Source organism: Mycobacterium pseudoshottsii JCM 15466 (genome assembly GCF_003584745.1).
Lineage (GTDB): Bacteria > Actinomycetota > Actinomycetes > Mycobacteriales > Mycobacteriaceae > Mycobacterium > Mycobacterium marinum.
The window spans coordinates 4,256,954-4,280,429 of the sequence record NZ_AP018410.1 but is presented as its reverse complement, the minus strand read 5'-3'; the positions used below and the strand labels follow the sequence as shown (position 1 = coordinate 4,280,429).

The 23,476-nt window shown below is 64.4% G+C and carries 17 protein-coding genes, 1 tRNA gene and 5 pseudogenes; 10 read left to right on the top strand and 13 right to left on the bottom strand.

Going from position 1 to position 23,476, the window contains the following annotated elements; genetic code table 11:
• Positions 1 to 27: 27 nt before the first annotated feature.
• The 8 genes and pseudogenes from MPSD_RS19425 to MPSD_RS19390 form a co-directional block, all read right to left on the bottom strand.
• Positions 28 to 1,278: an MlaD family protein gene (locus MPSD_RS19425; protein ID WP_086085617.1), complete on the bottom strand. Its 1,251-nt coding sequence runs from the start codon at positions 1,276 to 1,278 to the stop codon at positions 28 to 30.
• Positions 1,275 to 2,479, bottom strand: a pseudogene (locus MPSD_RS19420) (MlaD family protein). Before MPSD_RS19420 ends, MPSD_RS19425 begins: the two are co-directional and overlap by 4 nt.
• On the bottom strand, positions 2,479 to 3,594 hold the full coding sequence (locus MPSD_RS19415; RefSeq protein WP_086085615.1) for an MCE family protein: 1,116 nt from the start codon (positions 3,592 to 3,594) through the stop codon (positions 2,479 to 2,481). The pseudogene MPSD_RS19420 and the gene MPSD_RS19415 overlap by 1 nt, the downstream one beginning before the upstream one ends.
• Entirely contained in the window at positions 3,591 to 4,646 is a 1,056-nt protein-coding gene (locus MPSD_RS19410) for an MCE family protein (RefSeq protein ID WP_020786668.1), read from the bottom strand. The genes MPSD_RS19415 and MPSD_RS19410 overlap by 4 nt, the downstream gene beginning before the upstream one ends.
• Entirely contained in the window at positions 4,639 to 5,694 is a 1,056-nt protein-coding gene (locus MPSD_RS19405) for an MlaD family protein (RefSeq protein WP_086085614.1), read from the bottom strand. The genes MPSD_RS19410 and MPSD_RS19405 overlap by 8 nt, the downstream gene beginning before the upstream one ends.
• A pseudogene (locus MPSD_RS19400) lies at positions 5,691 to 7,237 on the bottom strand (MlaD family protein). The gene MPSD_RS19405 and the pseudogene MPSD_RS19400 overlap by 4 nt, the downstream one beginning before the upstream one ends.
• A 23-nt stretch (positions 7,238 to 7,260) precedes the next feature.
• The gene (locus MPSD_RS19395; protein WP_020786671.1) at positions 7,261 to 8,124 is read right to left on the bottom strand and encodes an MlaE family ABC transporter permease; all 864 of its coding nucleotides are present in this window, start codon (positions 8,122 to 8,124) and stop codon (positions 7,261 to 7,263) included.
• 37 nt (positions 8,125 to 8,161) lie between these two features.
• Positions 8,162 to 8,995, bottom strand: a complete 834-nt coding sequence (locus tag MPSD_RS19390; protein WP_051153658.1) for an MlaE family ABC transporter permease — start codon at positions 8,993 to 8,995, stop codon at positions 8,162 to 8,164.
• A 318-nt stretch (positions 8,996 to 9,313) separates the two neighbouring features.
• Here MPSD_RS19390 and MPSD_RS19385 point away from each other — a divergent pair, with 318 nt between their 5' ends.
• Positions 9,314 to 9,913, top strand: coding sequence for a TetR/AcrR family transcriptional regulator (locus tag MPSD_RS19385; protein WP_086085621.1), 600 nt, complete (start codon positions 9,314 to 9,316; stop codon positions 9,911 to 9,913).
• Positions 9,914 to 10,045: 132 nt separating this feature from the next.
• Positions 10,046 to 10,747: a hypothetical protein gene (locus MPSD_RS19380; RefSeq protein ID WP_086085613.1), complete on the top strand. Its 702-nt coding sequence runs from the start codon at positions 10,046 to 10,048 to the stop codon at positions 10,745 to 10,747.
• A gap of 60 nt (positions 10,748 to 10,807) precedes the next feature.
• Here the strand turns inward: MPSD_RS19380 and MPSD_RS19375 are convergent.
• Together MPSD_RS19375 and orn are read right to left on the bottom strand one after the other, a co-directional pair.
• A tRNA-His gene (locus MPSD_RS19375) sits at positions 10,808 to 10,883 on the bottom strand.
• Between the two features lie 49 nt (positions 10,884 to 10,932).
• Positions 10,933 to 11,580 (bottom strand): oligoribonuclease, encoded by a 648-nt coding sequence (gene orn / locus MPSD_RS19370; protein ID WP_012395458.1) that lies wholly within the window; start codon positions 11,578 to 11,580, stop codon positions 10,933 to 10,935.
• A gap of 114 nt (positions 11,581 to 11,694) precedes the next feature.
• On the opposite strand from orn, the pseudogene MPSD_RS19365 reads away from it, so the two are divergent.
• Positions 11,695 to 13,302: pseudogene (locus MPSD_RS19365) on the top strand (helicase HerA-like domain-containing protein).
• A 3-nt stretch (positions 13,303 to 13,305) separates the two neighbouring features.
• On the opposite strand, the gene cmrA reads toward MPSD_RS19365, so the two are convergent.
• Positions 13,306 to 14,112, bottom strand: coding sequence for a mycolate reductase (gene cmrA, locus MPSD_RS19360; RefSeq protein WP_012395456.1), 807 nt, complete (start codon positions 14,110 to 14,112; stop codon positions 13,306 to 13,308).
• A gap of 95 nt (positions 14,113 to 14,207) precedes the next feature.
• Here cmrA and MPSD_RS19355 point away from each other — a divergent pair, with 95 nt between their 5' ends.
• Positions 14,208 to 15,536 (top strand): MFS transporter, encoded by a 1,329-nt coding sequence (locus MPSD_RS19355; RefSeq protein ID WP_086085620.1) that lies wholly within the window; start codon positions 14,208 to 14,210, stop codon positions 15,534 to 15,536.
• On the opposite strand, the gene MPSD_RS19350 is transcribed toward MPSD_RS19355, so the two are convergent.
• Both MPSD_RS19350 and MPSD_RS19345 read right to left on the bottom strand, forming a co-directional pair.
• The gene (locus tag MPSD_RS19350) at positions 15,533 to 16,324 is read right to left on the bottom strand and encodes an MmpS family transport accessory protein (RefSeq protein WP_012395454.1); all 792 of its coding nucleotides are present in this window, start codon (positions 16,322 to 16,324) and stop codon (positions 15,533 to 15,535) included. The genes MPSD_RS19355 and MPSD_RS19350 overlap by 4 nt on opposite strands.
• 230 nt (positions 16,325 to 16,554) lie before the next feature.
• Positions 16,555 to 17,190, bottom strand: a complete 636-nt coding sequence (locus MPSD_RS19345) for an SACE_7040 family transcriptional regulator (protein ID WP_012395453.1) — start codon at positions 17,188 to 17,190, stop codon at positions 16,555 to 16,557.
• A gap of 83 nt (positions 17,191 to 17,273) precedes the next feature.
• On the opposite strand from MPSD_RS19345, the pseudogene MPSD_RS19340 reads away from it, so the two are divergent.
• The 6 genes and pseudogenes from MPSD_RS19340 to MPSD_RS19310 all read left to right on the top strand — a co-directional run.
• Positions 17,274 to 18,395: pseudogene (locus MPSD_RS19340) on the top strand (AMP-binding protein); the annotation flags it as partial.
• Between the two features lie 142 nt (positions 18,396 to 18,537).
• Positions 18,538 to 19,740: an ISAs1-like element IS2404/ISMul1 family transposase gene (locus tag MPSD_RS19330; protein WP_420811948.1), complete on the top strand. Its 1,203-nt coding sequence runs from the start codon at positions 18,538 to 18,540 to the stop codon at positions 19,738 to 19,740.
• 22 nt (positions 19,741 to 19,762) lie between these two features.
• Positions 19,763 to 20,314: pseudogene (locus MPSD_RS19325) on the top strand (AMP-binding enzyme); the annotation flags it as partial.
• A 120-nt stretch (positions 20,315 to 20,434) separates the two neighbouring features.
• On the top strand, positions 20,435 to 21,181 hold the full coding sequence (locus MPSD_RS19320; RefSeq protein ID WP_012395451.1) for a CoA transferase subunit A: 747 nt from the start codon (positions 20,435 to 20,437) through the stop codon (positions 21,179 to 21,181).
• Between the two features lie 49 nt (positions 21,182 to 21,230).
• A complete protein-coding gene (locus tag MPSD_RS19315) occupies positions 21,231 to 21,878 on the top strand; it encodes a CoA transferase subunit B (RefSeq protein WP_020786678.1) in 648 nt (215 codons plus the stop codon).
• On the top strand, positions 21,875 to 23,476 hold the full coding sequence (locus tag MPSD_RS19310; RefSeq protein WP_119571742.1) for a carboxyl transferase domain-containing protein: 1,602 nt from the start codon (positions 21,875 to 21,877) through the stop codon (positions 23,474 to 23,476). The genes MPSD_RS19315 and MPSD_RS19310 overlap by 4 nt, the downstream gene beginning before the upstream one ends.

The window sequence follows — 23,476 nt, the reverse complement described above, 5'->3', positions numbered from 1 at the left end:
CTCCTTGCGTTGGACGTGGTGTCGTGCTCAGTGAGGCGGTTCGATCGGCAGCACCGGCCCCCCGTAGGGGGTGGGAATGGTGAAGCGGCCCCGCGGCGTTGGATCGGTTCGCCGGCCCAGATCTGCCCCGGGCGGTGGTCCGGCAGTATCGTCACCGCCCGGGCGCGGCGCGTTCTTGGCTCCTCGAATCGAGACCGCGGGGTCGTCGTCGCGGCAGTAGGTGTACATGAACGGTTCGGGATAGTCGGCCGCCGAAGGCAGATACGACGGGGTGCCGTAGTCGCAGGTGTAGCGCGGATAGAGTTCGGCCGTCGCCCAGACGCCGTGGTCGTGGAAAGCGCTTGCCAGAGCGTCCAGCACCGATCCTCGATAGTCGGGGAACAGCGCGTTGAGCGCCGGTACCCGCAGGTAGAGCAGCTGCGCGGCGGTAGCCATGCTGCCCAGTAACTGCACCATCGTGTCGGAGTTATCGGCGAACAAGTGGTCGATGGCCGCCAGGGTGTGCGGTGTCCGCTCGGTGAGGCTCCGATACCCGCCTTGCATTCTGGCCACGCCGGCCAGGGTCCGATCCAGTGTCACGGCGGTCGCGGCCAGCCCGGCATTCTTGTCGGCTATCAGGTTCAGCACCACCCGGCTGGTCCTGATAATGCTGGTGGTTTCGGGCAACACCGAATCGAGCGTCGACAGCAGGAACGTGCCGCCATCAACAATGGCGGCAAGCTTTTTCGACCCCGCCTGGCTCAGGCTCAGTTCCTTCTTGATCAGCTCGACCTGGTGCGGGTCGATCTGCGCGAGCAATCCGTTGGCATCACCGAGCAACTGCGCGAGGCTGACCGGGACCCTCGCCTGATTAACTCCGATCACTGCGCCCTCGCTTAGATAGGGCCCGGTGTCGGATTCGGGTTCGAAATCGAGGAACTGCTCACCAGCCGGAGACAGCGCCGACACATGAACGGTGCTGGACGCCGGAATCTTTACCTGCGATGTGATGCTGGCGATGGCATCGACACCCGATTCGGTGAGGTGCAGCGACTCGATTCGTCCGATCCGCACACCACGCAGTGCGACGTCCTGATTGGGCAGTAGGCCACCGGATTCCGGTAGCGAGACGGTAACCCGGTAGCTCGAGGCGAACGGCGTCAGCCGCAACGCGCCGACCAGCAAGTAGGCGGCCGCGACGACGAGGGTGAGAACCAGCCCCGCCACCGACAGCCACGTCTGCTGACGATGTCCCGCCCGCACCACGCGGACAACGGCATTGGCGATCGGCGTGATCACGGTGGGGGTCCCGGCGGTTGGGGGACAGGGGAGGAGCGATCTGGATTTCGCCCGGAACCTCCGGGTCGGGCATCACCGGCAGCTGCGGCGAACCCGGTCCTCGCCCGACCACTCGTTCCTGCAGCCGCCACAGCGTGTACTTCAACGAGCCGATGAACTGGTTCCAGTTGTAGCGGTGCGGTCCGTGCAATCCGACGTAGCCGGGGAAGCCGATGTCGGGTATCGATCCGAGCACCAGCCGGTCCACGCTGGCGCGCACCGAAAGTGCGCCCCGAGCAGTGGATTTAACCATCGGCGGGATCATCCGGTTCAAGGCCAGCCAGCTGGTGTCGGGGCTGACCGCGATGTCGTTGGCGGCCCCGGCAATCGTGTTGAGGTCTCGGATCATGCTGCGGCCGCTGGTGTCGGTTCCGCCCAATGCTGGGAACCTGGCCAGCAGGCGGGTGGTGTCGCCGACCTGGACGACCAGGTTGGACAGCTCCCCGGTGTTGGCGGCCAGGGCGTCGGCGGCAGGCTCGGCGGCGGCCATCAACTCGGTGACGGCCTGGTTCTTGGCATCGAGTTGTTCCGCCAGGCTGGCTAATTCGCTCAGGCCAGTCGAGATCTGCTCAGACCGCGAGTCCAGCGTGGCCAGCAGCCGGTTGGACTTGTGAATGAGATTTCCGAATGCCTGGCCCTGGTCGCCCGTGGCGTTGCCGAAGCCGTTGATCATGTTGGTGAAATTGCGTATTGCTCCGCCGTTGACCAGGATTGCCGCAGAGCTCAGCACCGATTCCACGGTTGCGGCCGCCGTCGTGGAATCCAACCCGATGGTGTCGCCGTCCTTCAACATCGCCGCCTCGGTACCGGCTCCCGCGGGTGGGCGCAACGCCACGAACACATCACCGAGCGGGGTGGCGGTCCGCAACTCCGCCGTGCTGCCCCGAGGCAGCCGAACGTCATCGGTAATGCGCAGCCTCGTCACCGCCGTGTAGTTGCGCGCGACCATTGACTCGACCTGTCCGACGTCGGCGCCGGCGAGCTTGACCTTCGCGTTCATCGGCAGGTTGAGCGCGTCGGCGAACACTGCGGTCAGCGTGTAACCCCCGGAGCCCAGTGTCGGAGCCGGAAGGGGAAGGCTATCAAGGCCGTTAGCGGCACATCCGGAGCTGAGCAGCGTGGTCACCGCGATCGCGGCGGCGGCTTTCCCGAACCCGCTCATCACTTCTGCCCCATGGTGGCCATGCCGTCCAGCACGAAGGTCAGGCCGAAGTCGGGCCCGAAATCCTGCAGGGTCCCAGTGCTGCATCCCAGCTGCCTCAAGCCCATCATGTTGCAGACCTCTTTGGTCAGCTGGCTGTCGAATATCATTCTGTCGGTGAGGAAGTGAGCTCGAACGGCACCGTTGGCCCGGTCGATGGCGTTGTACCCGTTGTCGGCCACCAGCGGCGCGAGATCAAGTATTTCCGCGAGATCCCGCTGCTGGTCGCTGACCGTCTGCAATGTGGTGTTGCCGTTGAGAACGGTCTGTCGGATCGCCTCGCGGTTGGCATCGAGCAGGTCACCGGCACGCTGCACCAGTTGATCGAGCCGCTTGCCGGTGTTGCCGCCGCCGATATCCTCGTCGGCCAGAATCTGGCTGACCTGATGGATCGTCGAGGCAAACTCCCGGAGCTTTGCGTCGTTGGCTGCTGCGGCGTCGAACAAGGAGCTGACGTTTCTGATGATCGTCGTGATCTGTTCGCGGGTCTGGGCGCCGCCGTCGCTGCTGAGCCGGAGCGCCCGCGACAGGGCGTCAAGGGCTCCCTTGATCTTGGCGCCGTTCCCGTCGACGATCTCGGTACCCCCGCTCAGCACATCGGCGACGGGACCACTGCCGTGACCATCGCCTTGCAGCGACTTGGTCACCTTGTCGAGAACGCTGAGCACCCGACTGAATTCGACGGGAGTTTTGGTGCGGGTCAAGCCGATGGTGTCGTGGCTTTGCAGCACCGGGCCACCCCGATAGGGCGGCGTGAGTTCGATCTGCCGGTCGGTGAGGATGGAGGTCGACACCGTGACGGCTTGGGCGTCGGCGGGAATCTTGACCTTGCGATCGATGGTGAATTCGACTTCGACGTAGCCGCCTTTGGGCCTGATCTTGGTGACCTGGCCGACCGGCATACCCAAGACAGCCACCACGTTGCCCTCATACAGCCCCGAGGCGCTGTCGAACTGGGCTGTCACGGTCATCGGGTCATCATCGGCACCCATCCGCCACCACCCGGCACCGGCCAGCGCGACCACCGCCAGCACGGCGGCGACGACGGCGAGGATCTTGACCTTGCTGGTTGTCATTTGCAGTCCTTGAAATAGGGAATCATCCCGAACTGCTCGGCGCGGCCGCTGATCGCACACATCCATGAATCCACCAGCAGCAGGCCATTGGGTGCGTTGAAGTTGACGGCGTTGCCATCGCCGGTGATGTTGGTCGCCTCGCGGAAGAAGATCGGGCTGATCTGCAGCAGATTGCTCAACAGGTCGTCGTGTTGTGCCAACAGACCGGTGAACTCACGCATGTCTTTCAGCAGCGCATCCACGCCCGGGCGGTCGCCGATGATCTGGCGCAAGGTGCCGACGAAGCCGTCGAGGGATCGCATCATCGCGTGGAAGACGGCGCGCCGCGCGACGAACTGGCCCATCAGGTCCTGTCCCTGGTTGACCAGGCCGCCGATGGTGGAAAGCTGCCGACGCAAGGTATTGGTGACCTGCTCGGTGCTCTCGAGCAGCTGGCCCAATTGATCGCGGCGGGTGGCGATGATCGAGGACAGCGAGTCGATGTTGGCCACCGCCTGCGGCACCACCGGCGGTAGCTTGTCGAGCTGCCTGCCCAGCACGGTAAGCGACTGCGCGAATCGGTCCGAGTCGACCTGCTCGAAAGTTGTTGTCGCGTCTTTCAACGCGGCCTGCAGATCGTAGGGAACCGCGGTGTGTGCCAAGTCGAAGGTGTGGTCGGGAAGCGACGCCGCGCCGTCGGGCTCGATGGCCAGATAGCGGGATCCGAGAATGGTGGTGACTCTGATGGTGGCCGTGGAGTCCTTGCCCAGCACCACGTCATCGCGGATCCGCAGACCCGCCTCGACGTGATCACCGACGAGCTTCATGCTGGTGACGGTGCCGACCGGGATGCCCGCGATGGCGATCGGGTTACCGGCTCGCAGCGCAGCCGCCTGCAGAAACTCCGCCGTGTAGCGCCGATATCCGGCTCCGGCCAGATGCACCACCAGCATGGCCGCGATCACCACCGCGACCACCGCGACGGCGGCAAACCCCAGCCAGGTCTTGTTGTAGCTCTCCAGCGGGCGCCTCTGCAACGCGGAAAGCCTGTGGCGCAGCGATGAATCAGCCATCAGCCATGCTCCGGCATCGCGGCGTGTGCCGGGCTTGGTTCCCCGGGGTCGCAGCGTTGACGATGATCGGCATGACGTCGTTGAGGCCGGGGAAGAATCCGAAGGCGTTGATGTCGCATACGTATGCGTTGCCGTAGGCGCCCCGGTTGCCTACGCGGGTTAGTCCTTTCAACAGCAGCGGAATGTTGTCGCCGAAGAATGCCACCTGGGGCTCGACGCTGAGAATATGGCGGGTGGCGCCGGGCTGGCGGTCGATGAACTCACGCAGTTGCGGGTATACGTCGTTGGCGGAGGCGGATAGTCGCTCTAGTACCCGGGCCAGGGAGCCGATTGAGGAAACCAGCTCTGGACGGCGCTGGTCGAGGGTAGACACCACCTCCCGGGTATCGGTGATCACGCCGTCGAGGTTGTCGTTCTGCTGAGCCAGGTTGTAGATCACCTTGTTCAGGTTGGTGATCACATCGCCAAGCGCCTGGTCGCGGCCGGCGAATGTCTCGGTGAGCGTGGATGTCTGGCTGACCAATGTGGCCAGCGAGGCGGTGTCGCCCTGCAGCGACTCGATGATGCCCTTGGTGAGGTTGTCGGCGTCACGTGGGTTCAACAGGCTGAACAGCGGCTCGTAACCGTTGAGCAGCGCCGTGACGTCGAAGGATGGTTCGGTGCGCTGCACGGGGATGACACTGCTCGGCGCGAGCTGATCCGGACTGCCCTTCTTGCCCAACGACAGCCCGAGGTAACGTTGCCCGACGATGTTCTGGTAGGTCACCGAGGCGACCGTGTTGCCGAAGAGTCGTTGCTCGTTTTGTACAACGAACCGCACCTTCGCCAGTTTCCCTTCAAGGTCGATCTTTTCGACCCGGCCGACCCGAACGCCGGCCATGCGGACGTCGTCGCCTTCACGCAGCCCGTACACGTCGGTGAACACCGCCGCATACGCCACGGTCTTTCCGGCGACTTCACGTCGCAGGCTGACATAGACCATCCAGGTGAGTGCCACCGCAACGACCATGAATAGGGAAAGCCCGATGAGCGGACCGCGAAACTTCATCGTGGCTCCCCACCCGCACCCGAATTACGTAGCGACACAACCGTCCCACGGGCGAGTGGTCCCAGCAGCAATTCGGTGGCGACGGTGGCGGGCCGGCCAGTGATCAGGGCGAGTGCGTCGCGCTCCTGGCGGCTGCCGACGGGACCGACGTTGCCGCCGAATGCCGACGGCGCAGCGGCCCCTGGTGGCGCGGGTGGCGCGGGTGGCGCATCGTCAGGGTCCCCGGTCCCCGGTCCCCGGTCCCCGGCACCCGCGGTGATGGAGTCAACCATGCGGGCAACGGTGGATTGGGATCGGTCAGATTGGGGCTCGGGTTGATCAGCGGCGGGCCGAGGGCCACCAGGTTGCCGTCTGGACCGACAGCGGTCCCCGGTGGCGGTGCCAGATCTTTGGGTGGTTGATAGTTCTGCGGCAGCAGCACTTCCGGTAGGTCGGGCCGAACCGGAACCAGCGGCGCCGTGAAGCAGCTGGGCCCCTTGAGTTCGCCGTAGCGCGGGCAGTCCGCGCGCGTGTATGAGTGGCTGGGCGTGAACGACAGGTTCACCCGCATGTTTCCGGTGTTGTTCTCGGGCATCCAGACTTCGTCCATGAACTTGGTGGCCAGGTTGTCCAGTTTGATGACCGCGGGCAGAAAATTGTCGGACTGCTGCGCCAGCACGCCCAGCACCGGAGTGAAGTCGGTGGTGATCTGGATCAGCTGATCGATGTGGTTGCCCAACGATTGCTGCGCGGTCCCGATGGTGTGGTCGGCGCCGGCGAGCAGGGCGGCGAGCTGTGCACGGGTCTCGGCGAACGTCTTCATCGGCTCCACGGCCTGGTGCAACGCCTCGACGAGTTCGGGTGCGCTGGCCTGCAATCCGCGGGTCGCGTCGATGAGCGCGGCGACCGTTGAGGGTTCCGAATCGGTGGCGACGATCGAATTGAGTTGATCGAGAAGGCGATTGAGCTGAGCTCCACCGCTGAGTAAGGGCGCACGGCGATGGTCGGTGGCGGCCGCGATCGCAGCGAGGATTCCCAGCGAGTTATCCTCACGACCGCGTCCGGCCGCAGCGAGCAGATCGCGCAGCTTACTGACGGTGGTTTGAAAAAGTACCGTGGGTAGCCGGCTGTCTTCGGGGATGTGCGTCCCGGCCCGGATGGCAGGTTGGCGACCACGCGGTGCGGGTGCGTCGATCAGCTGCACGGACGACACGGCGAAAACGCTACTGGGAACGACGCGAGCGGTTACCGCCGCCGGAATCGATGCGGCGTATTCGGGTTTGAGATTGATGTGGACGTAGTTGGGCCGCCCGTTGGCCGCCGGAGCCACGCCGTCCACCATGCCGACCAGCACGCCGTGGTACTTGACGTCAGATCTCTTGGGCAGGCCGTCGCCCACGTTGCGCAGGTCCGCGGTTACGCGCACGTAGTCGTTGAGCCGGCCGGTCGATTTGACCAGCAGCGCAATGGTCAGCACCGCCGCCAGCAGCACAACCACCAGTCCGATGCCGATCAGCTGGCGATCCGACGGGCCACGCCCGTCTGACTCAATGGAATTGGGCATCTGTCATCAACCTGACCATCTACCTAGCCGCCGAACCGTGCCCCGGAGTCGACGCCCCACAGTGCCATGGTGATCAGCATGTTCACCATGATCACGACGGTGATGCTGGCCCGCATGCCATGTCGCGCGGCAACACCGACCCCCTCGGGGCCGCCGCTGGCGTAGAAGCCGTAGTAGCACTGGATAGTGGAAGCGATCCACACGAAGATGACGGTCTTGAGCAACGAATAGAAGATGTCCTGACCGGCCAGCATCAGCGAGAAGTAGTGCAAATAGGAGCCGGTGGAGCCACCGCTGCTGATGCCTACCACCACTTGGGTGGTCAGGTAGCCGATGGCCAGACAAGCGGCATAGAGCGGGATCATCGCGACGATCGAGGCAACCAGGCGAGTCGTCACCAAGAACGGGATCGGGCGGATCGCAATCGATTCCCTCGCGTCGATCTCTTCGGCGATGCGCACCGAACCCAGCTGTGCGGTGAACCGGCAGCCGGCTTGCATCGCAAACGCCAGTGACGCCATCAGGGGAGCCAACTCGCGGGTGTTGACCAACGATGAGATCAAGCCGGTTGCGGGGCCCAGGCCAAGCAGATCGAGGAAGTTGTAACCCTCGATGCCCAGCAGCGCGCCAACGGTCATGCCGAGCACCACCGCCACCCCGGCGGTACCGCCCCCCACCACAATCGAGCCGTTGCCCCAGGTGATGTTGGACAACAGCCGCAGAAACTCGCCGCGGTATTGGCGCACCGCGATCGGCACTCCGGCCAGTACCCGGAAGAAGAAGACCAGCATGTGGCCCAGCCGAATGATCGGCTTGGTGGTCCTGCGGTAGAGCCGAACCACCTGCTCGGTGATGGGCGCTAGCGGCCGGTAGGCGGAAACCGTCATGTCACAGCCCCGTCCGGGGAGCCAGCATGACGTGCAACTAGCTGATCGAGACGTTGACGATCATCAGCACCAGGATCGACTCGACGACCGCCGCGTTCACCGAGTTCGCCACGCCCGTCGGCCCGCCCTTGGTGGACAGGCCCTTCTGGGCCGATACGACCGCCACGATGGCGCCGAAGATGACGGCCTTGAACAGCGCCAGAAACATGTCGTCGGTCGTCGCGAAAGACGCGAACGTTGCCACGAAGCTGCCCGGTGCCCCGTTCTGGAAGTACACGTTGAACATGTAGCTGGCGAAATAGCCGACGAAGCACACGACACCGGTCAGCGCGACACCGATCATGATCGCGGCGGCAAAGCGCGGCACCACCAGGCGCCGGATCACCGATACGCCCATCACTTCCATAGCGTCGGTCTCTTCGCGCATCGTTCGCGAACCTAGGTCGGCGGTGATGGCCGATCCGACAGCCGACGCCATCAGGACGGTCGCCACCAGCGAGGCTCCTTGCCGGATGACCGCCAGGCCGCTGGCGGCTCCGGCCAGTGAGGTGGCCCCGACCTGGCCGGCGAGCAGCGCGAACTGAATCGACAACGTGACGCTGATCGGCAGCGAAACCAGGATCGTCGGCAGCACCGCGGTCCCTGCCATGAAGGCGCCTTGGCGGACGAACTCTTGCCACTGGAAGCGGCCGGTGACCAGATCGACGAAGAAGTACTGGATGGTGCGCACCCCGAGGACGAACTGTTCACCGACGGTGGTGAGTGCGGCTAGTGGGTGGCGCCTAACGTAGCCGGCGGCCCAGTCACCGATGGCGGCAACGCCGTCGTCATTGCGTGAACCGAGCAGTGCGGGCTCGGGTTGGGTGGTCATCGCGGTGCAACCAACGGCGTCGTGAGCAAACCCGGGCCGCGCCTCATCGCGTGCTAGCGCCCGACTCCATTGGCGCCCTCCCCACCGCTTTTGTCCTACATCGTCCAGCAGAAGTTATCGGGCGCCATGGAGCGAGTCTTGCCTGGGGTGGCGCGCTCGGGTTCCGCGACTCTGCAGCTCAGTACGGTATGCGGTAACACGCAGGCCTAGTCGATAGGCACTTTCAATAGTGTAGAAACGTTCATCCGCGATGATCTACCATCAGCGCGGAAGGCATAATCGCCTTGCTGTTCCGGGATGGCGTCCGAGGGTGATGGTATGAATTCAGCAAACATTGGTTCGCTGCGAGACCGTCGGCGCGCCGAGTTGTTTTCGCTGATTCAGCAGACCGCCCACCGACTCTTTGCCGAGCGTGGATTCGACGCGGTGACGACCGAAGACATTGCCGCGGCGGCTGGAGTCTCCATCAGCACCTACTTTCGGCACGCCCCCACCAAGGAGGGACTGCTGGTCGATCCGGTCCGGCAGGCCATCACCGAGATCGTCAGCTCCTACCGCAGCTGGCCCGCGGATGAATCCGCGGTCGAGGCCTTGATCGCGTTGTTCGTCAGCTACGCCAGGGACGCCGGTGATCTCAAACTGGATACCTGGCGCCGGGCGATCGCGACCGCTCCCTACTTGTTGAGCAAGTCGGCTTTGGTGAGCGAAGACGACCAGCACCGCTTCATCGAGCACGTCGCTTCCCGAATGGGAGTCGACGCGCGCACCGACATTCGACCGGCATTGCTGGTCCACACGAGCCTGGCCACAGTGAAATTCGTATTCGATCGCTGGCTGAGCACGGATCCGCCGTCCAGCCCGATATTTCACGTCCAGATGGGCCAGGCGCTGCGGATCGCGCTCGCCGGATTCCGGTAATGCGATCAGGCATCTCCCGTCGAGTCGCGAAGCGGAGCCCAACTTCGTGGTGCGCCACGATATTTGGGTGCGTCCAAGCGGGAGCGGCTCAAACCCCCGCGCCAGTGCGTGCAGCTTTGAAAGGATGAGGCCGTGCATCCACCACCGCAGGCATCACTGCACCCGTTGACGACCCCCCGAGCCGCGGCGCTGGCTGGAGTGGTCTTTGCACTGCTGTTCGGTGCCGTCATCATCCTGATTCGCACCAGAATGCCTGAGGGTGAGGGGGATACCGCGGGCTGGCTCAACAACGAGCACGGCGGGATCGCGACCGCTGCCATGCTGATGCCGTTCGCGGGGATCAGCTTCTTGTGGTTCATCGGGGTGGTGCGTGATGGCTTCGGCCGCTATGAGGACCGGTTTTTCGCGACGGTGTTTCTGGGCAGCGGCTTGCTGTTCTTGGTGATGATCTTCGTCATGACGGCGGCGTCGGCCGGGCTGGTGGCCAGCAATGCCAATGTCGTCGACCCGGCCGCGCATGCCGAGGTGGTCAGGTTTGGCAAGGCGGTGGTGCTGACTGCCAGCAAGACCTACGCGCTGCGGATGGCGGCGGTGTTCATGATCTCGCTGGCGACGATCTGGCTGCGGACCGGCTTGATGCCGCGCTGGCTGGCCGGAATCAGTTACGCGGCCGCCGCGGCCCTGTTGACCGTCAGTGACGTCAGCATGTGGGTGACGCTGATGTTTCCCGCGTGGGTGCTGCTGGTCAGCGGCCTGATCTTGGCCAGATCGCAACGAATCCACGAGATGCGCGCAGACACCCAAACCAGCTCCGGGTCTCCAACGGCGTCATGAGGGCGTCCCGAGGGCCATCCAAAGCAAAAGGTCAGAGGGCGGGAAACGCCCTCTGACCAGTGGGGTGAGTGACGGGACTCGAACCCGCGACCCCCAGGATCACAACCTGGTGCTCTACCAACTGAACTACACTCACCATGGCCGTCGCCCGCCCCGACCGGGGCTAACCAACGGCGACGTCGATACTAACCGCTCGGACGCTCCTGGGCCGAATCGGTTGCCTCCGGTGCGTCGTCCGCGCCCTGAAGATCGGCGACCACCGCGGTGATTTCGCTGGTAGTGGGCCCGGGCTGGGGCACGAATGCGGTACGCCGGTAATACTGCAGCTCCCGGATGGATTCGTGAATGTCGGCCAGTGCCCGGTGCGCCAGCCCTTTGGGCGGTTGTCCGAAGTAGATACGCGGATACCAGCGCCGGCACAGTTCCTTGATGGAGCTGACATCGATCATCCGGTAGTGCAGAAATGCGTCCAGCGCCGGCATGTCGCGGGCGATGAACGAGCGGTCGGTGGCGATCGAGTTCCCGGCCAGGGGCGCCGTCTTGGGTTGCTTCACATGTTCACCGATGTAGTCGAGCACCATCGCCTCGGCGGTGGCCATGTCGACCGTGGATGCCCGCACCTCTTCGGTCAGCCCGGAGCGCGAGTGCATGTCGGCGACCACGTCGACCATCGAGGACAACGCGGCGTCGTCGGCGTGGATCACTACGTCCACGCCGTCTCCCAGGATGTTTAGGTCGGCATCGGTGACCAGTGCGGCGATCTCGATCAACTTGTCCGACCCAAGATCCAGTCCGGTCATTTCACAGTCGATCCATACCAATTCCTCACGCACAGCGCTCAGACTAAGGCCCACGCCCGGCTCGCACCCCGCCTGCCCCCGGCAAAGTAGTGTGATGCTTTCCCCAACTGCACGCCGGAACCACTGGGAAAAGGGGGCGCGGCAACGATGAGTACCGATGGGCCCGACGGGCAGGTGGGGCCGGCGCAGCGGATCGCAGCCGGCTACGACGTGGACGGTCAAGCGCTTCAGCTGGGCAGCGTCGTGATCGATGGCTAGGCGGACCCAGCTGCACAGATTCGCATTCCGCTGGCCACTGTCAACCGGCACGGTCTGGTAGCTGGGGCCACCGGTACCGGAAAAACCAAGACGCTGCAGCTGATCGCCGAGCAACTCAGCGCGGCTGGGGTGTCCGTGCTGATGGCCGACGTGAAGGGAGACCTGTCCGGCCTGTCTCGAGCCGGGCAGACCGATGACAAGCTGGCGGCGCGGGCCGAAGAGACCGGGGATGCGTGGACGCCCACCGCATTTCCGGTGGAGTTTCTGTCGCTGGGTGCCGGCGGGGTGGGCGTTCCGGTGCGCGCCACCATTTCCAGCTTCGGCCCGATCCTGCTGGCAAAGGTGTTGGGACTTAACGCCACCCAGGAATCGACGCTTGGACTGATCTTTCACTGGGCCGATCAGCGGGAACTTCCGCTGCTGGACCTCAAAGACCTGCGTGCGGTCATCACGCATCTGATTAGTGATGAGGGCAAGGCCGAGCTGAAATCTCTTGGCGCGGTATCTCCTACGACGGCCGGCGTCATTCTTCGGGCGTTGGTCAACCTGGAGGCCGAAGGCGCCGACAGCTTCTTCGGCGAGCCGGAACTCAGACCCGATGACCTGCTTCGTGTCGACGGCCAGGGCCGGGGCATCATCTCCCTGCTCGAGCTGGGGAGTCAGTCGCTGCGCCCGGTGTTGTTCTCCACCTTCCTGATGTGGGTGCTGGCCGACCTGTTCACCTATCTGCCCGAGGTGGGGGATCTGGACAAGCCGAAGCTGGTGTTCTTCTTCGACGAGGCGCACTTGCTGTTCAGCGATGCCTCCAAAGCTTTCCTGGAGCAGGTCGAGCAAACCGTCAAGCTGATTCGCTCCAAGGGCGTAGGGGTGTTCTTTTGCACCCAATTGCCGACCGACCTGCCCAAGGATGTGCTGTCCCAGCTCGGCGCCCGGATTCAGCACGCGTTGCGGGCATTCACCCCCGACGATCACAAGGCACTGACCAAGACCGTACGCACCTACCCGAAAACCGATGTCTATGACCTGGAGTCCGCGCTGACCTCGCTGGGAATCGGCGAGGCCGTCGTCACGGTGCTCTCCGAAAAGGGGGTGCCGACGCCGGTGGCGTGGACCCGGATGCGCGCGCCGCGGTCGCTGACGGGTGCTATCGGCTCCGAGGCGATCCGCGCTGTGGCCCAGGCCAGCCCACTGCAGGCCGTCTACGGCCAGACCATCGACCGGGAATCGGCCCACGAGATGTTGAGCGCCAAGTACGCGCCGGCGACCGAGGCGGCGGAGCCACCCGCGACGGCGCCTCAGCCCCCACGAGGAAAATACGACCCGCTGCCCTGGCCGCAGGACTTCGACTTACCGCCGATGCCGACGCCCGTCGAGCCGCAGGGACCTCCGTTGTGGGAAGAAGTGCTCAAGAATCCCACCGTGAAGAGCGCGATCAACACCGCCGCACGAGAGTTCACCCGCAGCATCTTCGGTACCGGGCGGCGTCGGCGCAAGTAACGCCTAGCCGCCCCCGAGCTTTTTGTAGAAGCCGCCCACGATGGGTGCCACGATGGCCCGGGGAGCGTACTGACTGGCCACCGACATGGCCTTCGAGGTCAGGCCGGGAACGACGCGCATCTTGTTGCGGGCCAAGGCGTCCAATGAAACCTGGGCGGTGTGTTCGGTGGAGATCCACAAGAAATCGGGTACCAGCCGTTCGACCAGCGAGGCTTCGCTGGCGTCGGGCAGGTCGGTGCGTACCGGCCCCGGGGCAAGCAAGGTGACGTGCACTCCGGAGCCGCGCAGCTCACCGCGCAGCGATTCGCTGAAGGTGTTTGCGAAGGCTTTGGTGGCGGCATAGGTCGCGTTGTAGGGGATCGGCGAGTTGCCGGCCGCCGAACCGGAAATCAAGATCCCGCCGGCCCTGCGCTCGATCATGCCCGGCAGCACCGCCAAGGTGAGGTCGTGCACGGCGACGGCATTGAGCTGCACCTGCGCCTTTTCGCCCGCCGGGTCCAGCGATGCGACCGGACCGAACGTCGCGGTGCCGGCGTTGGCGCACAGGATCGAGATGGGTCGCGCGGCGAGTTCGTCGGTCAGCTTGGTGCGTTCCTGTGGGTCGGCGAGATCTGCCGGCCGGACTTCGACGGTGACGCGGTACTTGTCGGTCAGCCGGGCGGCGAGCTCGTTCAGCAGCGATTCGCGGCGCGCGGTGACGATCAGGTTGTGCCCCCGCGCGGCCAACTCGGTGGCCAGCGCTTCGCCGATGTTTTGCGAAGCTCCGGTGACAACGGCACGTGCGTCGGGACTGGGCGCAGGTATCGGCATGAGCCAATCGTAGACAGTGGCCTTTTCACAACGACCACAAGCGCAGCGGAGCCGACGCAGCAGGTCGCGGCCAATCGCGAGATAGAGTGCCGGGCATGACCAACCCGGCCACCGGAACGTTTGTGCGATCCCGGGTGGTGGCATGGGCGCTGTGGGACTGCGGGTCGACCGGTTTGAACGCGATCGTGACGACCTTTGTGTTTTCCGTCTACCTGACCAGCATGGTGGGAGAGGGGATGCCCGGAGGCAGTGACCCGGCCAGTTGGCTGGGTCGAGCCGCGGCCGCCGCTGGCCTGACCATCGCGTTGCTGGCTCCGCTGGTCGGCGTATGGGTGGAATCCCCGCACCGCCGCCGGGTGGCCCTGGGCGTACTGACCAGCGTCACGGTGGCGCTGACCTGCGCGATGTTTTTGATCCATGACAGTCCCGGATACCTGTGGGCCGGGTTGGCATTGCTGGCCGCGACCGCGGCATGCAGTGACCTGGCGAGCGTTCCGTACAACTCGATGCTGCGTCAGCTCTCCCCGCCGACGACCGCCAGCCGGATCTCGGGTTTCGGCTGGGCATCGGGATACGTCGGCAGCGTTGTGTTGCTGATATTGATCTATCTGGGCTTCGTGGCGGGCAGCGGCGCTCACCGCGGCTTGCTGCAGTTGCCGGCGCATGACGGCTTCAACATCCGGGTCGCGATGCTGCTCGCGGCGGCTTGGTTAGCCGTGCTGGCCTCGCCGCTGCTGCTGGTAGCCCACCGACTCCCCGATGTCGGCACGGTGCCGCAGCCGGCGACGAGAATGCTCGGTGCCTACCGAAAGCTGTGGGCCGACATCAGTTCGGAATGGCGTCGCGACCGCAATCTGGTCTACTTTCTGATCGCCAGCGCGATCTTCCGGGACGGCCTGGCGGCGATGTTCGCCTTCGGGGCGGTACTGGGCGTCAACGTCTACGGGCTGACTCAAGCCGATGTACTGCTGTTTGGTGTGGCCGCAAGCGTGGTGGCCGCGGTCGCGGCGGTGGTCGGTGGGTTTGTTGACCATCGGGTCGGATCCAAGCCGGTCATCGTCGCATCCCTGGCCTCGATCTTGATCAGTGCGATCGTTCTGATGGTGCTGTCGGGAGCGACGGCTTTTTGGGTGTGCGGGCTGCTGCTGTGTCTGTTCATCGGACCGTCGCAGTCGTCGGCGCGCGCTCTGTTGCTGCGCATGGCACCGCACGGCAAGGAGGGGGTGGCCTTCGGCTTGTACACGATGACAGGCCGCGCCGTGGCGTTCCTCGGGCCGTGGCTGTTTTCAATCTTTGTCGACATCTTCAGCGCGGTCCGAGCCGGACTGGGCGGCATCTGTCTGGTGCTGGCGGTGGGACTGGTGGGAATGCTGGTGGTGCGTGTTCCGCGGCACGGCGGTGTCGTCGTGACCGAGACGACCTAGCCCGAGGCGTCGCAGATGGTCAAGCCGACCCCGGTGCGCTGGCGGACCTGAACACCGCTCACCGTCACCGAGCAGGTCACGTTGTGGCCGATGTTGACGATGGTGACGCTCGCCGGATGGTTCGCCGACCGCGACAGGCTCACCTCTTTGCTCCAGGGCAGCGCGACATTGAATTCGGTCTGTATGACGTCCCCGGTGTCCATGTAGGTGACGCTGATCGCGCGGCCTTCGCCGGTGACGGTGTACACGACGGTCTGCATCGCACCGGCGGTAGGCGTCGTGGTCGGTGTCGCCGAACCGCTGGTCGTTGTGGGCGCCGGGCTGCTGCTGGGCGTGGGTGAGGTTCGCGTCGTGGGGGGCGCGATTGTCGAGCTTGGCCCAGCGATCGGTGGCAGCGGCTCGAGGGCGGTCTGGTTCTTGACTGAGATGTTCGCGATCACCAGCGCGATGACCAAACCGATGACCAGGACCACCGCCGCGCCAGCCGCGATCCACAGCCAGCGCGGTGTCTTCGGGCCTTCCGGCGGTGGCGGTCCGTCGCGCAGCACCTCGCCCGGCTGACCCGGGTTCTGTTGCCAATACTGTGGCGGCAATTGCTGAGTGGGGTTGGCCTCGTCGTAAGAACCCGGAGCCCATTGCGGAACGTGACCGCCGTATGTCGGCGCATAGGGCGCCTGGTCGGCGTAGGCCGGATCGGCGGGCGGCGTGTTTACCGGACCCTGCGGCCAGCCTGGCCCGGGCCCCGGTTGCGGGGGGCCATACCGCAGGGGTCGACGCGGATCGTTCATCCCCACCTCATGGATTGAAGGGTACCCAAGATTTACGTGGCCGTGATGCCAGACCGGTTTTGTACCCGGTTGCCCCGGTCCGCCCCGCTCGCCATGTCCGCGAGCGCGCGCTGCGGCATTGTCTCCCTAGCTCACCACGACTCCGCCAAGAGCTTAGGTGCCGATGCCGAGCGCGCGCTCAGCGCGGCCCGTGATGTGAAGGCGATTGTGGCTGCGCGGCGCGGCCGGCGTTAGGCTCCCACGTCGACCGTTAGCGCGGCGACGGTCATCGCCCGCATCACGGCGCGGGAATGGGGTGCACACGCCGACTTGGTATCGGCTGATTTCATGCTGTGTGGCGTGGAATTGAGCAAGCCGAACGCGGCATGCGCCATCAGCCGGGCGTCGGCTTCGGCCAGGCCGGGATCCAGTTGGCGCAGCACGCCCACCCAGATCTCCACGTACTGCCGCTGGGCTTTGCGCACCTGGCGTTCGGCCGCCGCGGGCAGGTGCCCGAGGTCGCGGTCCTGGATCCGGATGAGGTCCGGTTCGCCCAAGGCGAAGTCGAGATGGAAATCGATCAAACCGTCCAGAGCGGCGGCAGCGTCATTGCTGTTGGTGGTCACCTGACGGGCACCGGCGAGAAGCCGGGAGCTGATTCCGACTAGCAACTCGACCAGTAGTGACTCTTTGTTGGGGAAGTGCCGGTAGATCGCAGGACCGCTGATGCCGGCCGCGGCGCCGATGTCTTCGAGTCGTACGGCCAGAAAGCCGCGCTCGGCGAACAGTCGCTCGGCCGCCGATAACAGCTGCAAACGCCGATCGGACTTTTGCTGGCTGCGACGATTCGGGGTCGCGGTCTGCTCATCCGGGGCGGACGCTGCCATGACGGCCTCCGTCCAACTCGTCCTGGACACTTCGGTTAATCGTCACTAACGTAACACGAGTTAGTAGATATTAACTCCGCGTGATGCAAATAGACGGAGGGGCCGTGGCAGCCACCGCTGCCGCAGACCAAAATCAGCTCTCCTATGACCGTGGTCCCATCGCGCCCGCCCTACTCGAGATGACCATCGGCGCAAATCTCGCCGCTACCGCGTCCCAGTGTGAAAGCCGCGACGCCCTCGTCGATGTCCGTTCGGGCCGTCGGTGGAGCTACGCCCAGCTTCTAACCGACGTGCGCCAATTGGCGACGGGCTTGGTGAGGGCGGGGATCGGCCGTGGCGATCGGGTCGGGATCTGGGCGCCAAACCGCTGGGAGTGGGTGCTGGTCCAATACGCGACCGCTGAAATCGGAGCCATCCTGGTCACGATCAATCCTGCCTACCAGGCGCGCGAGTTGGAGTATGCATTGCGCCAATCCGGCGTCGCGATGGTGATCGCCGCTTCGGGTTTCAAGGGGTCGGACTACGCGGCGATCCTCGCGGAGGTAGCGCCGGGGTGTCCCGAACTGCACGATGTCGTGTTCTTAGACGGCGATGGCTGGGCGAAGCTGGCCGGATCCGGTGCCGATTTGGTTGCGCTGCAGGAGATTGCCACCACACTCAGCGCCGACGATCCCATCAACATCCAATACACCTCTGGCACAACGGGCTTTCCCAAAGGTGTCACGCTGAGCCATCGAAATATCCTCAACAACGGCTATTTGGTGGGTGAACTGATCGAATACACCGCCGAGGATCGCATCTGTATCCCGGTGCCGTTCTACCACTGCTTTGGCATGGTGATGGGCAATCTGGCGGCTACCAGCCACGGCGCCTGCATGGTGATTCCGGCACCTGGGTTCGACCCGGCCGCGACTTTGCGGGCCGTGCAGGACGAACGGTGCACCAGCCTGTACGGCGTCCCGACGATGTTCATCGCCGAGCTCGGACTGGCGGACTTCGCGACTTATGACCTGAGCAGCCTGCGTACCGGCATCATGGCGGGCTCGACCTGCCCGGTCGAGGTGATGCGCAAAGTGATCGACCAGATGCACATGGCCGGGATCTCCATCTGTTACGGCATGACCGAGACATCGCCGGTGGCGACCCAGACTCGCAGCAACGATTCCCTTCAGCGACGCGTCACGACGGTGGGGCGGGTGGGTCCCAGGGCTCCGGCGTTGTTGATTAGCAGGCTTGTGAGCTGGGTTGATGATCTTTGGTGCCGCGCTATTGGGGCCGGAGTGTAGGCACGGGCTATCTGGAGAACGATCGAGTTGGTTACTGTTCGTCGTTGGTCTGGAGTTGCCCGTGCCTACCGTTTCAGTATTGCCTGTGTCGCCGGTTCCAGAGGTGTTCGACCGCTGGAGTCCTGGTGAGCGCAGCGAGCTCATCGGATCGGAGTTTCTCGATGTGTTGGCCTCGGTGCCAGACCCGAGGGACCCACGCGGTCGGAGGTATTCGCTGATGGCTTTGTTGGCGATCGCGGTTCTGGCCACTGCCGCGGGGATGCGCGGCTATGCTGGTTTTGCCACATGGGCGGCCACCGCTCCCGATGATGTGTTGGCCCAATTAGGGGTCCGGTTCCGGCGGCCCAGTGAGAAGACCTTCCGCGCTGTTTTGTCTCGGCTAGACCCCGCCGACCTCAACGCCAGGATGGGCAGTTACTTCACTGCACACGTGGCCAGCAGCGACCCCAGTGGATTGGTGCCGATCGCGTTGGACGGCAAGATGCTGCGTGGTGCTTTACGCGCCAAAGCGACAGCCACGCATCTCGTGTCGGTGTTCGCCCACCGTGCCCGATTGGTGCTCGGTCAACTCGCTGTCGCCGAGAAAAGCAATGAAATTCCCTGCGTACGTGCCCTGCTCACGCTGCTGCCGGGTAGCTTGCGGTGGCTGGTCACCGTGGATGCGATGCATACCCAGGTCGTCACCGCGAAGTTGATCTGCGCCACCTTGAAGTCGCACTACCTGATGATCGTCAAGTCCAACCAAGCCAAAATATTTGCGCGTATCACCGCGCTGCCCTGGGCCGAGGTGCCCGCAGCCGCTACCGACGACTCCCGCGGCCACGGCCGTGTCGAGACCCGCACCCTGCAAATCATCACCGCTGCACGAGGAATCGGCTTCCCCTACGCAAAACAAATCATCCGGATCACTCGTGAACGCTTGATCACCGCCACCGACCAGCGCAGCGTGGAGGTGGTCTATGCCATCTGCAGCCTGCCGTTCGAGCACGCCCGCCCTACCGCGATCATGACCTGGATGCGTCAACACTGGGGAATCGAGAACAGCCTGCACTGGATACGCGACGTCACCTTCGACGAAGACCGTCAAAGGGCACATACCGGAAACGGCGCACAGGTCCTAGCAACGCTACGCAACACCGCGATCAATCTGCACCGCCTCAACGGCGCCGACAACATCGCCGAAGCCTGCCGGATCACCGCTTTGACCGCCAACCGCCGCCTAGACCTCCTCAATCCACAATTCCCCAGCTCACAAGCCTGCTAATCAACAACGCCGGAGCCCTGGGGTGGGTCCGCACCTGGAGATCAAGGTGGTCGACCCGGCGACCGGTCGGGTCGTGCCCCGCGGCACCGCCGGTGAGTTCTGTACCCGGGGCTACTCGGTGATGCCTGGGTACTGGAAGGCTCCGGAGCGGACCGCGGAGGTGATCGACCCCGAGGGCTGGATGCACACCGGCGATCTGGCGCTGATGGACGAATGCGGATACGTGCAGATCACGGGCCGGATCAAGGACATCGTGGTGCGAGGCGGGGAGAACATTTCGCCGCGTGAGATCGAGGAATTCCTCCACTCTCATTCCGATATCGTCGACGCCCACGTTGTTGGGGTGCCCGACGAGCGGATGGGCGAGGAGCTGATGGCGGTGGTTAACCTGCGTGGCGGGGCGCCAGAGTTGACCACCGGCCTATTGCGCGAATACTGCGCCGGCCAAATCGCCAAATTCAAGATCCCGCGATATTTGCGGCTCGTCGACGAGTTCCCGATGACTGTGACCGGCAAGGTTCGCAAAGTTGAAATGCGCCAACAGGCGATCGAGTACCTCCGTGGGCAGCACTGAGCGTGCGGGTACGCGCTCTCTTTACGTGCTGGGCGGGGCAGTGGTATTGTCAAGCTTCGGTTAATCAAGATTAACTGAAAAAATCTCAGCCCGAGCCGATAGCGAGGAGACTCTGCGGCGATGGACAAGGTAGTGGCCACCGTCGCGGAGGCGGTGGCAGACATAACCGATGGGGCGTCGCTGGCGGTCGGGGGATTCGGCCTGTGCGGCATTCCGGAAGCGTTGATCGCGGCGCTGGTAGATAGTGGTGTCACTGACCTCGAGACGGTGTCGAACAATTGCGGTGTCGACGGCGTCGGGCTGGGCGTGTTATTGCAGCACAAGAGAATTCGCCGAACCGTTTCCTCCTATGTGGGGGAGAACAAGGAGTTCGCGCGTCAGTTCCTTTCCGGCGAACTCGAGGTGGAACTGACCCCGCAGGGCACGTTGGCGGAGCGGTTGCGCGCCGGTGGTATGGGCATCCCAGGTTTCTACACACCGGCCGGTGTTGGTACCCAGATAGCCGACGGCGGCCTGCCCTGGCGCTACGACGCCTCGGGCGCGGTCGCGGTGGTGTCGCCTCCCAAGGAGACTCGTGAATTCGATGGCGCTACTTACGTTCTCGAGCGCGGGATCCGCACCGACTTCGCGCTGGTTCATGCGTGGAAGGGGGACCGGCACGGCAATCTTCTGTATCGCTACTCTGCGGCGAACTTCAACCCCGAGTGCGCTCCGGCGGGCCGGATCACGATTGCTGAGGTCGAGCATCTTGTCGAGCCCGGCGAGATCGACCCGGCCACAGTCCACACCCCGGGCGTGTTCGTGCAGCGGGTGGTGCATGTGCCCAATCCCATCAAGCGGATCGAGAAAGAGACGGTGCGGCCGTGAACCCGCTGGCGACGATGCAGAGCGAAGCGATGAGGAGGAGCGGCGCCAGATGAGCTGGAGCAGAGACGGCATGGCCGCACGGGTGGCCACCGAATTCGAGGACGGGCAGTACATCAACCTCGGTATCGGAATGCCCACGCTAATCCCCAACCACATTCCCGAGGGCGTCACCGTTGTCCTGCACTCGGAGAACGGAATCCTGGGTGTCGGCCCCTATCCCATTCGCGAGGAACTCGACGCCGATCTGATCAATGCGGGCAAAGAGACGGTGACCACGCTGCCCGGTGCGGCGTTCTTCGGCTCGTCCACCTCGTTCGGAATCATCCGGGGCGGCCACTTGGACGTCGCGGTGCTTGGGGCCATGCAGGTTTCGGTCAGTGGCGATCTGGCCAACTGGATGATCCCGGGCAAGATGGTCAAAGGAATGGGCGGCGCGATGGACTTGGTGCACGGCGCGCGCAAGGTGATCGTGATGATGGAGCACGCCGCCAAGGACGGCAGCCCGAAGATCCTGGAGAGATGTACGTTGCCGCGGACCGGGGTGGGTTGCGTCAACCGGATCGTGACCGAACTCGCGGTCATCGACGTTTGCCACGACGGCCTGCACCTGATCGAGACCGCACCGGATGTCTCGGCGGAGGAAGTCGTCGCGAAAACCCAACCGCCCCTTGTCCTCGATGATCTGGTCGCCCGGTGACAACCATCGCCGCGCCATCATTTGCCGACGAGCATCGCCGGCTGGTCGCCGAATTGAACACCAAGCTTGCGGCTGCGGCCCTGGGGGGCAATGAACGTGCCCGCGAACGCCATGTCGGTCGCGGCAAGCTGTTGCCGCGCGAGCGGGTGTACCGCTTGCTGGACCCGGGCAGCCCTTTTCTGGAGTTGGCCGCGCTGGCGGCGAACGGCATGTACGGCGACGAATCTCCGGGCGCGGGGATCATTACCGGGATCGGCCGGGTCTCCGGGCGGGAGTGCGTCATCGTCGCCAACGACGCGACGGTCAAGGGCGGCACCTACTACCCGATGACGGTGAAAAAGCACCTGCGTGCTCAGGAAGTCGCACTGCAGAACCTGCTGCCGTGCATCTACCTGGTCGACTCCGGCGGGGCATTCCTGCCCCACCAGGATGAGGTCTTCCCGGACCGCGAACACTTCGGACGGATCTTATACAACCAGGCGACCATGAGCGCCAAGGGGATTCCGCAAGTGGCCGCGGTACTTGGTTCGTGCACGGCCGGCGGCGCCTACGTGCCGGCGATGAGCGACGAAGCCGTCATTGTCCGCGAGCAGGGCACGATCTTTCTGGGCGGCCCACCTCTGGTCAAGGCGGCCACCGGCGAGATCGTCACGGCCGAGGAACTCGGCGGCGGCGACCTGCACTCGCGGGTATCCGGTGTCACCGATCATCTGGCCGACGATGACGATGACGATGACGATGACGAAGACGCGCTGCGGATCGTGCGTGCGATCGCGGCCACCTTCGGCCCACTGGAACCCGCGCAATGGGAGATCGGCCCATCCGTTGAACCCAAGCACGCTCAGACCGAGCTCTATGACGTCGTGCCCCCGGATCCGCGGGTGCCCTACGACGTGCACGACGTCATCGTGCGGCTGATCGACGGCGGCGAATTCAGCGAGTTCAAAGCCAATTACGGCAAGTCGCTGGTGACGGGGTTCGCGCGCATCCACGGACATCCGGTCGGCATCATTGCCAACAATGGCGTCCTGTTCAGCGAATCTGCGGTCAAGGGAGCGCACTTCATCGAGCTGTGCGACAAACGCAAGACCCCCCCCCTGCTGTTCCTGCAGAATATCGCGGGCTTCATGGTCGGCCGTGACTATGAAGCGGGGGGCATCGCCAAACACGGCGCAAAGATGGTCACCGCCGTGGCCTGCGCCCGGGTGCCGAAGCTGACCGTGGTGATCGGCGGATCCTATGGGGCGGGTAACTATTCGATGTGTGGGCGGGCGTACTCGCCGCGCTTCATGTGGATGTGGCCGAACGCGCGGATTTCGGTGATGGGCGGTGAGCAGGCCGCCTCGGTGCTGGCCACCGTGCGTGGCGAGCAACTTTCCGCGTCCGGCAAGCCTTGGTCGTCCGACGAGGAAGATCAGTTCAAGGCGCCCATCCGGGAACAGTACGAGAACCAGGGCAATCCTTATTATTCGACCGCACGCCTGTGGGATGACGGCATCATCGACCCGGCCGACACGAGAACCGTTGTCGGACTTGCTCTGTCGGTGTGTGCTCACGCACCCGTGGAATCGGTCTCCTACGGCGTCTTCCGGATGTGA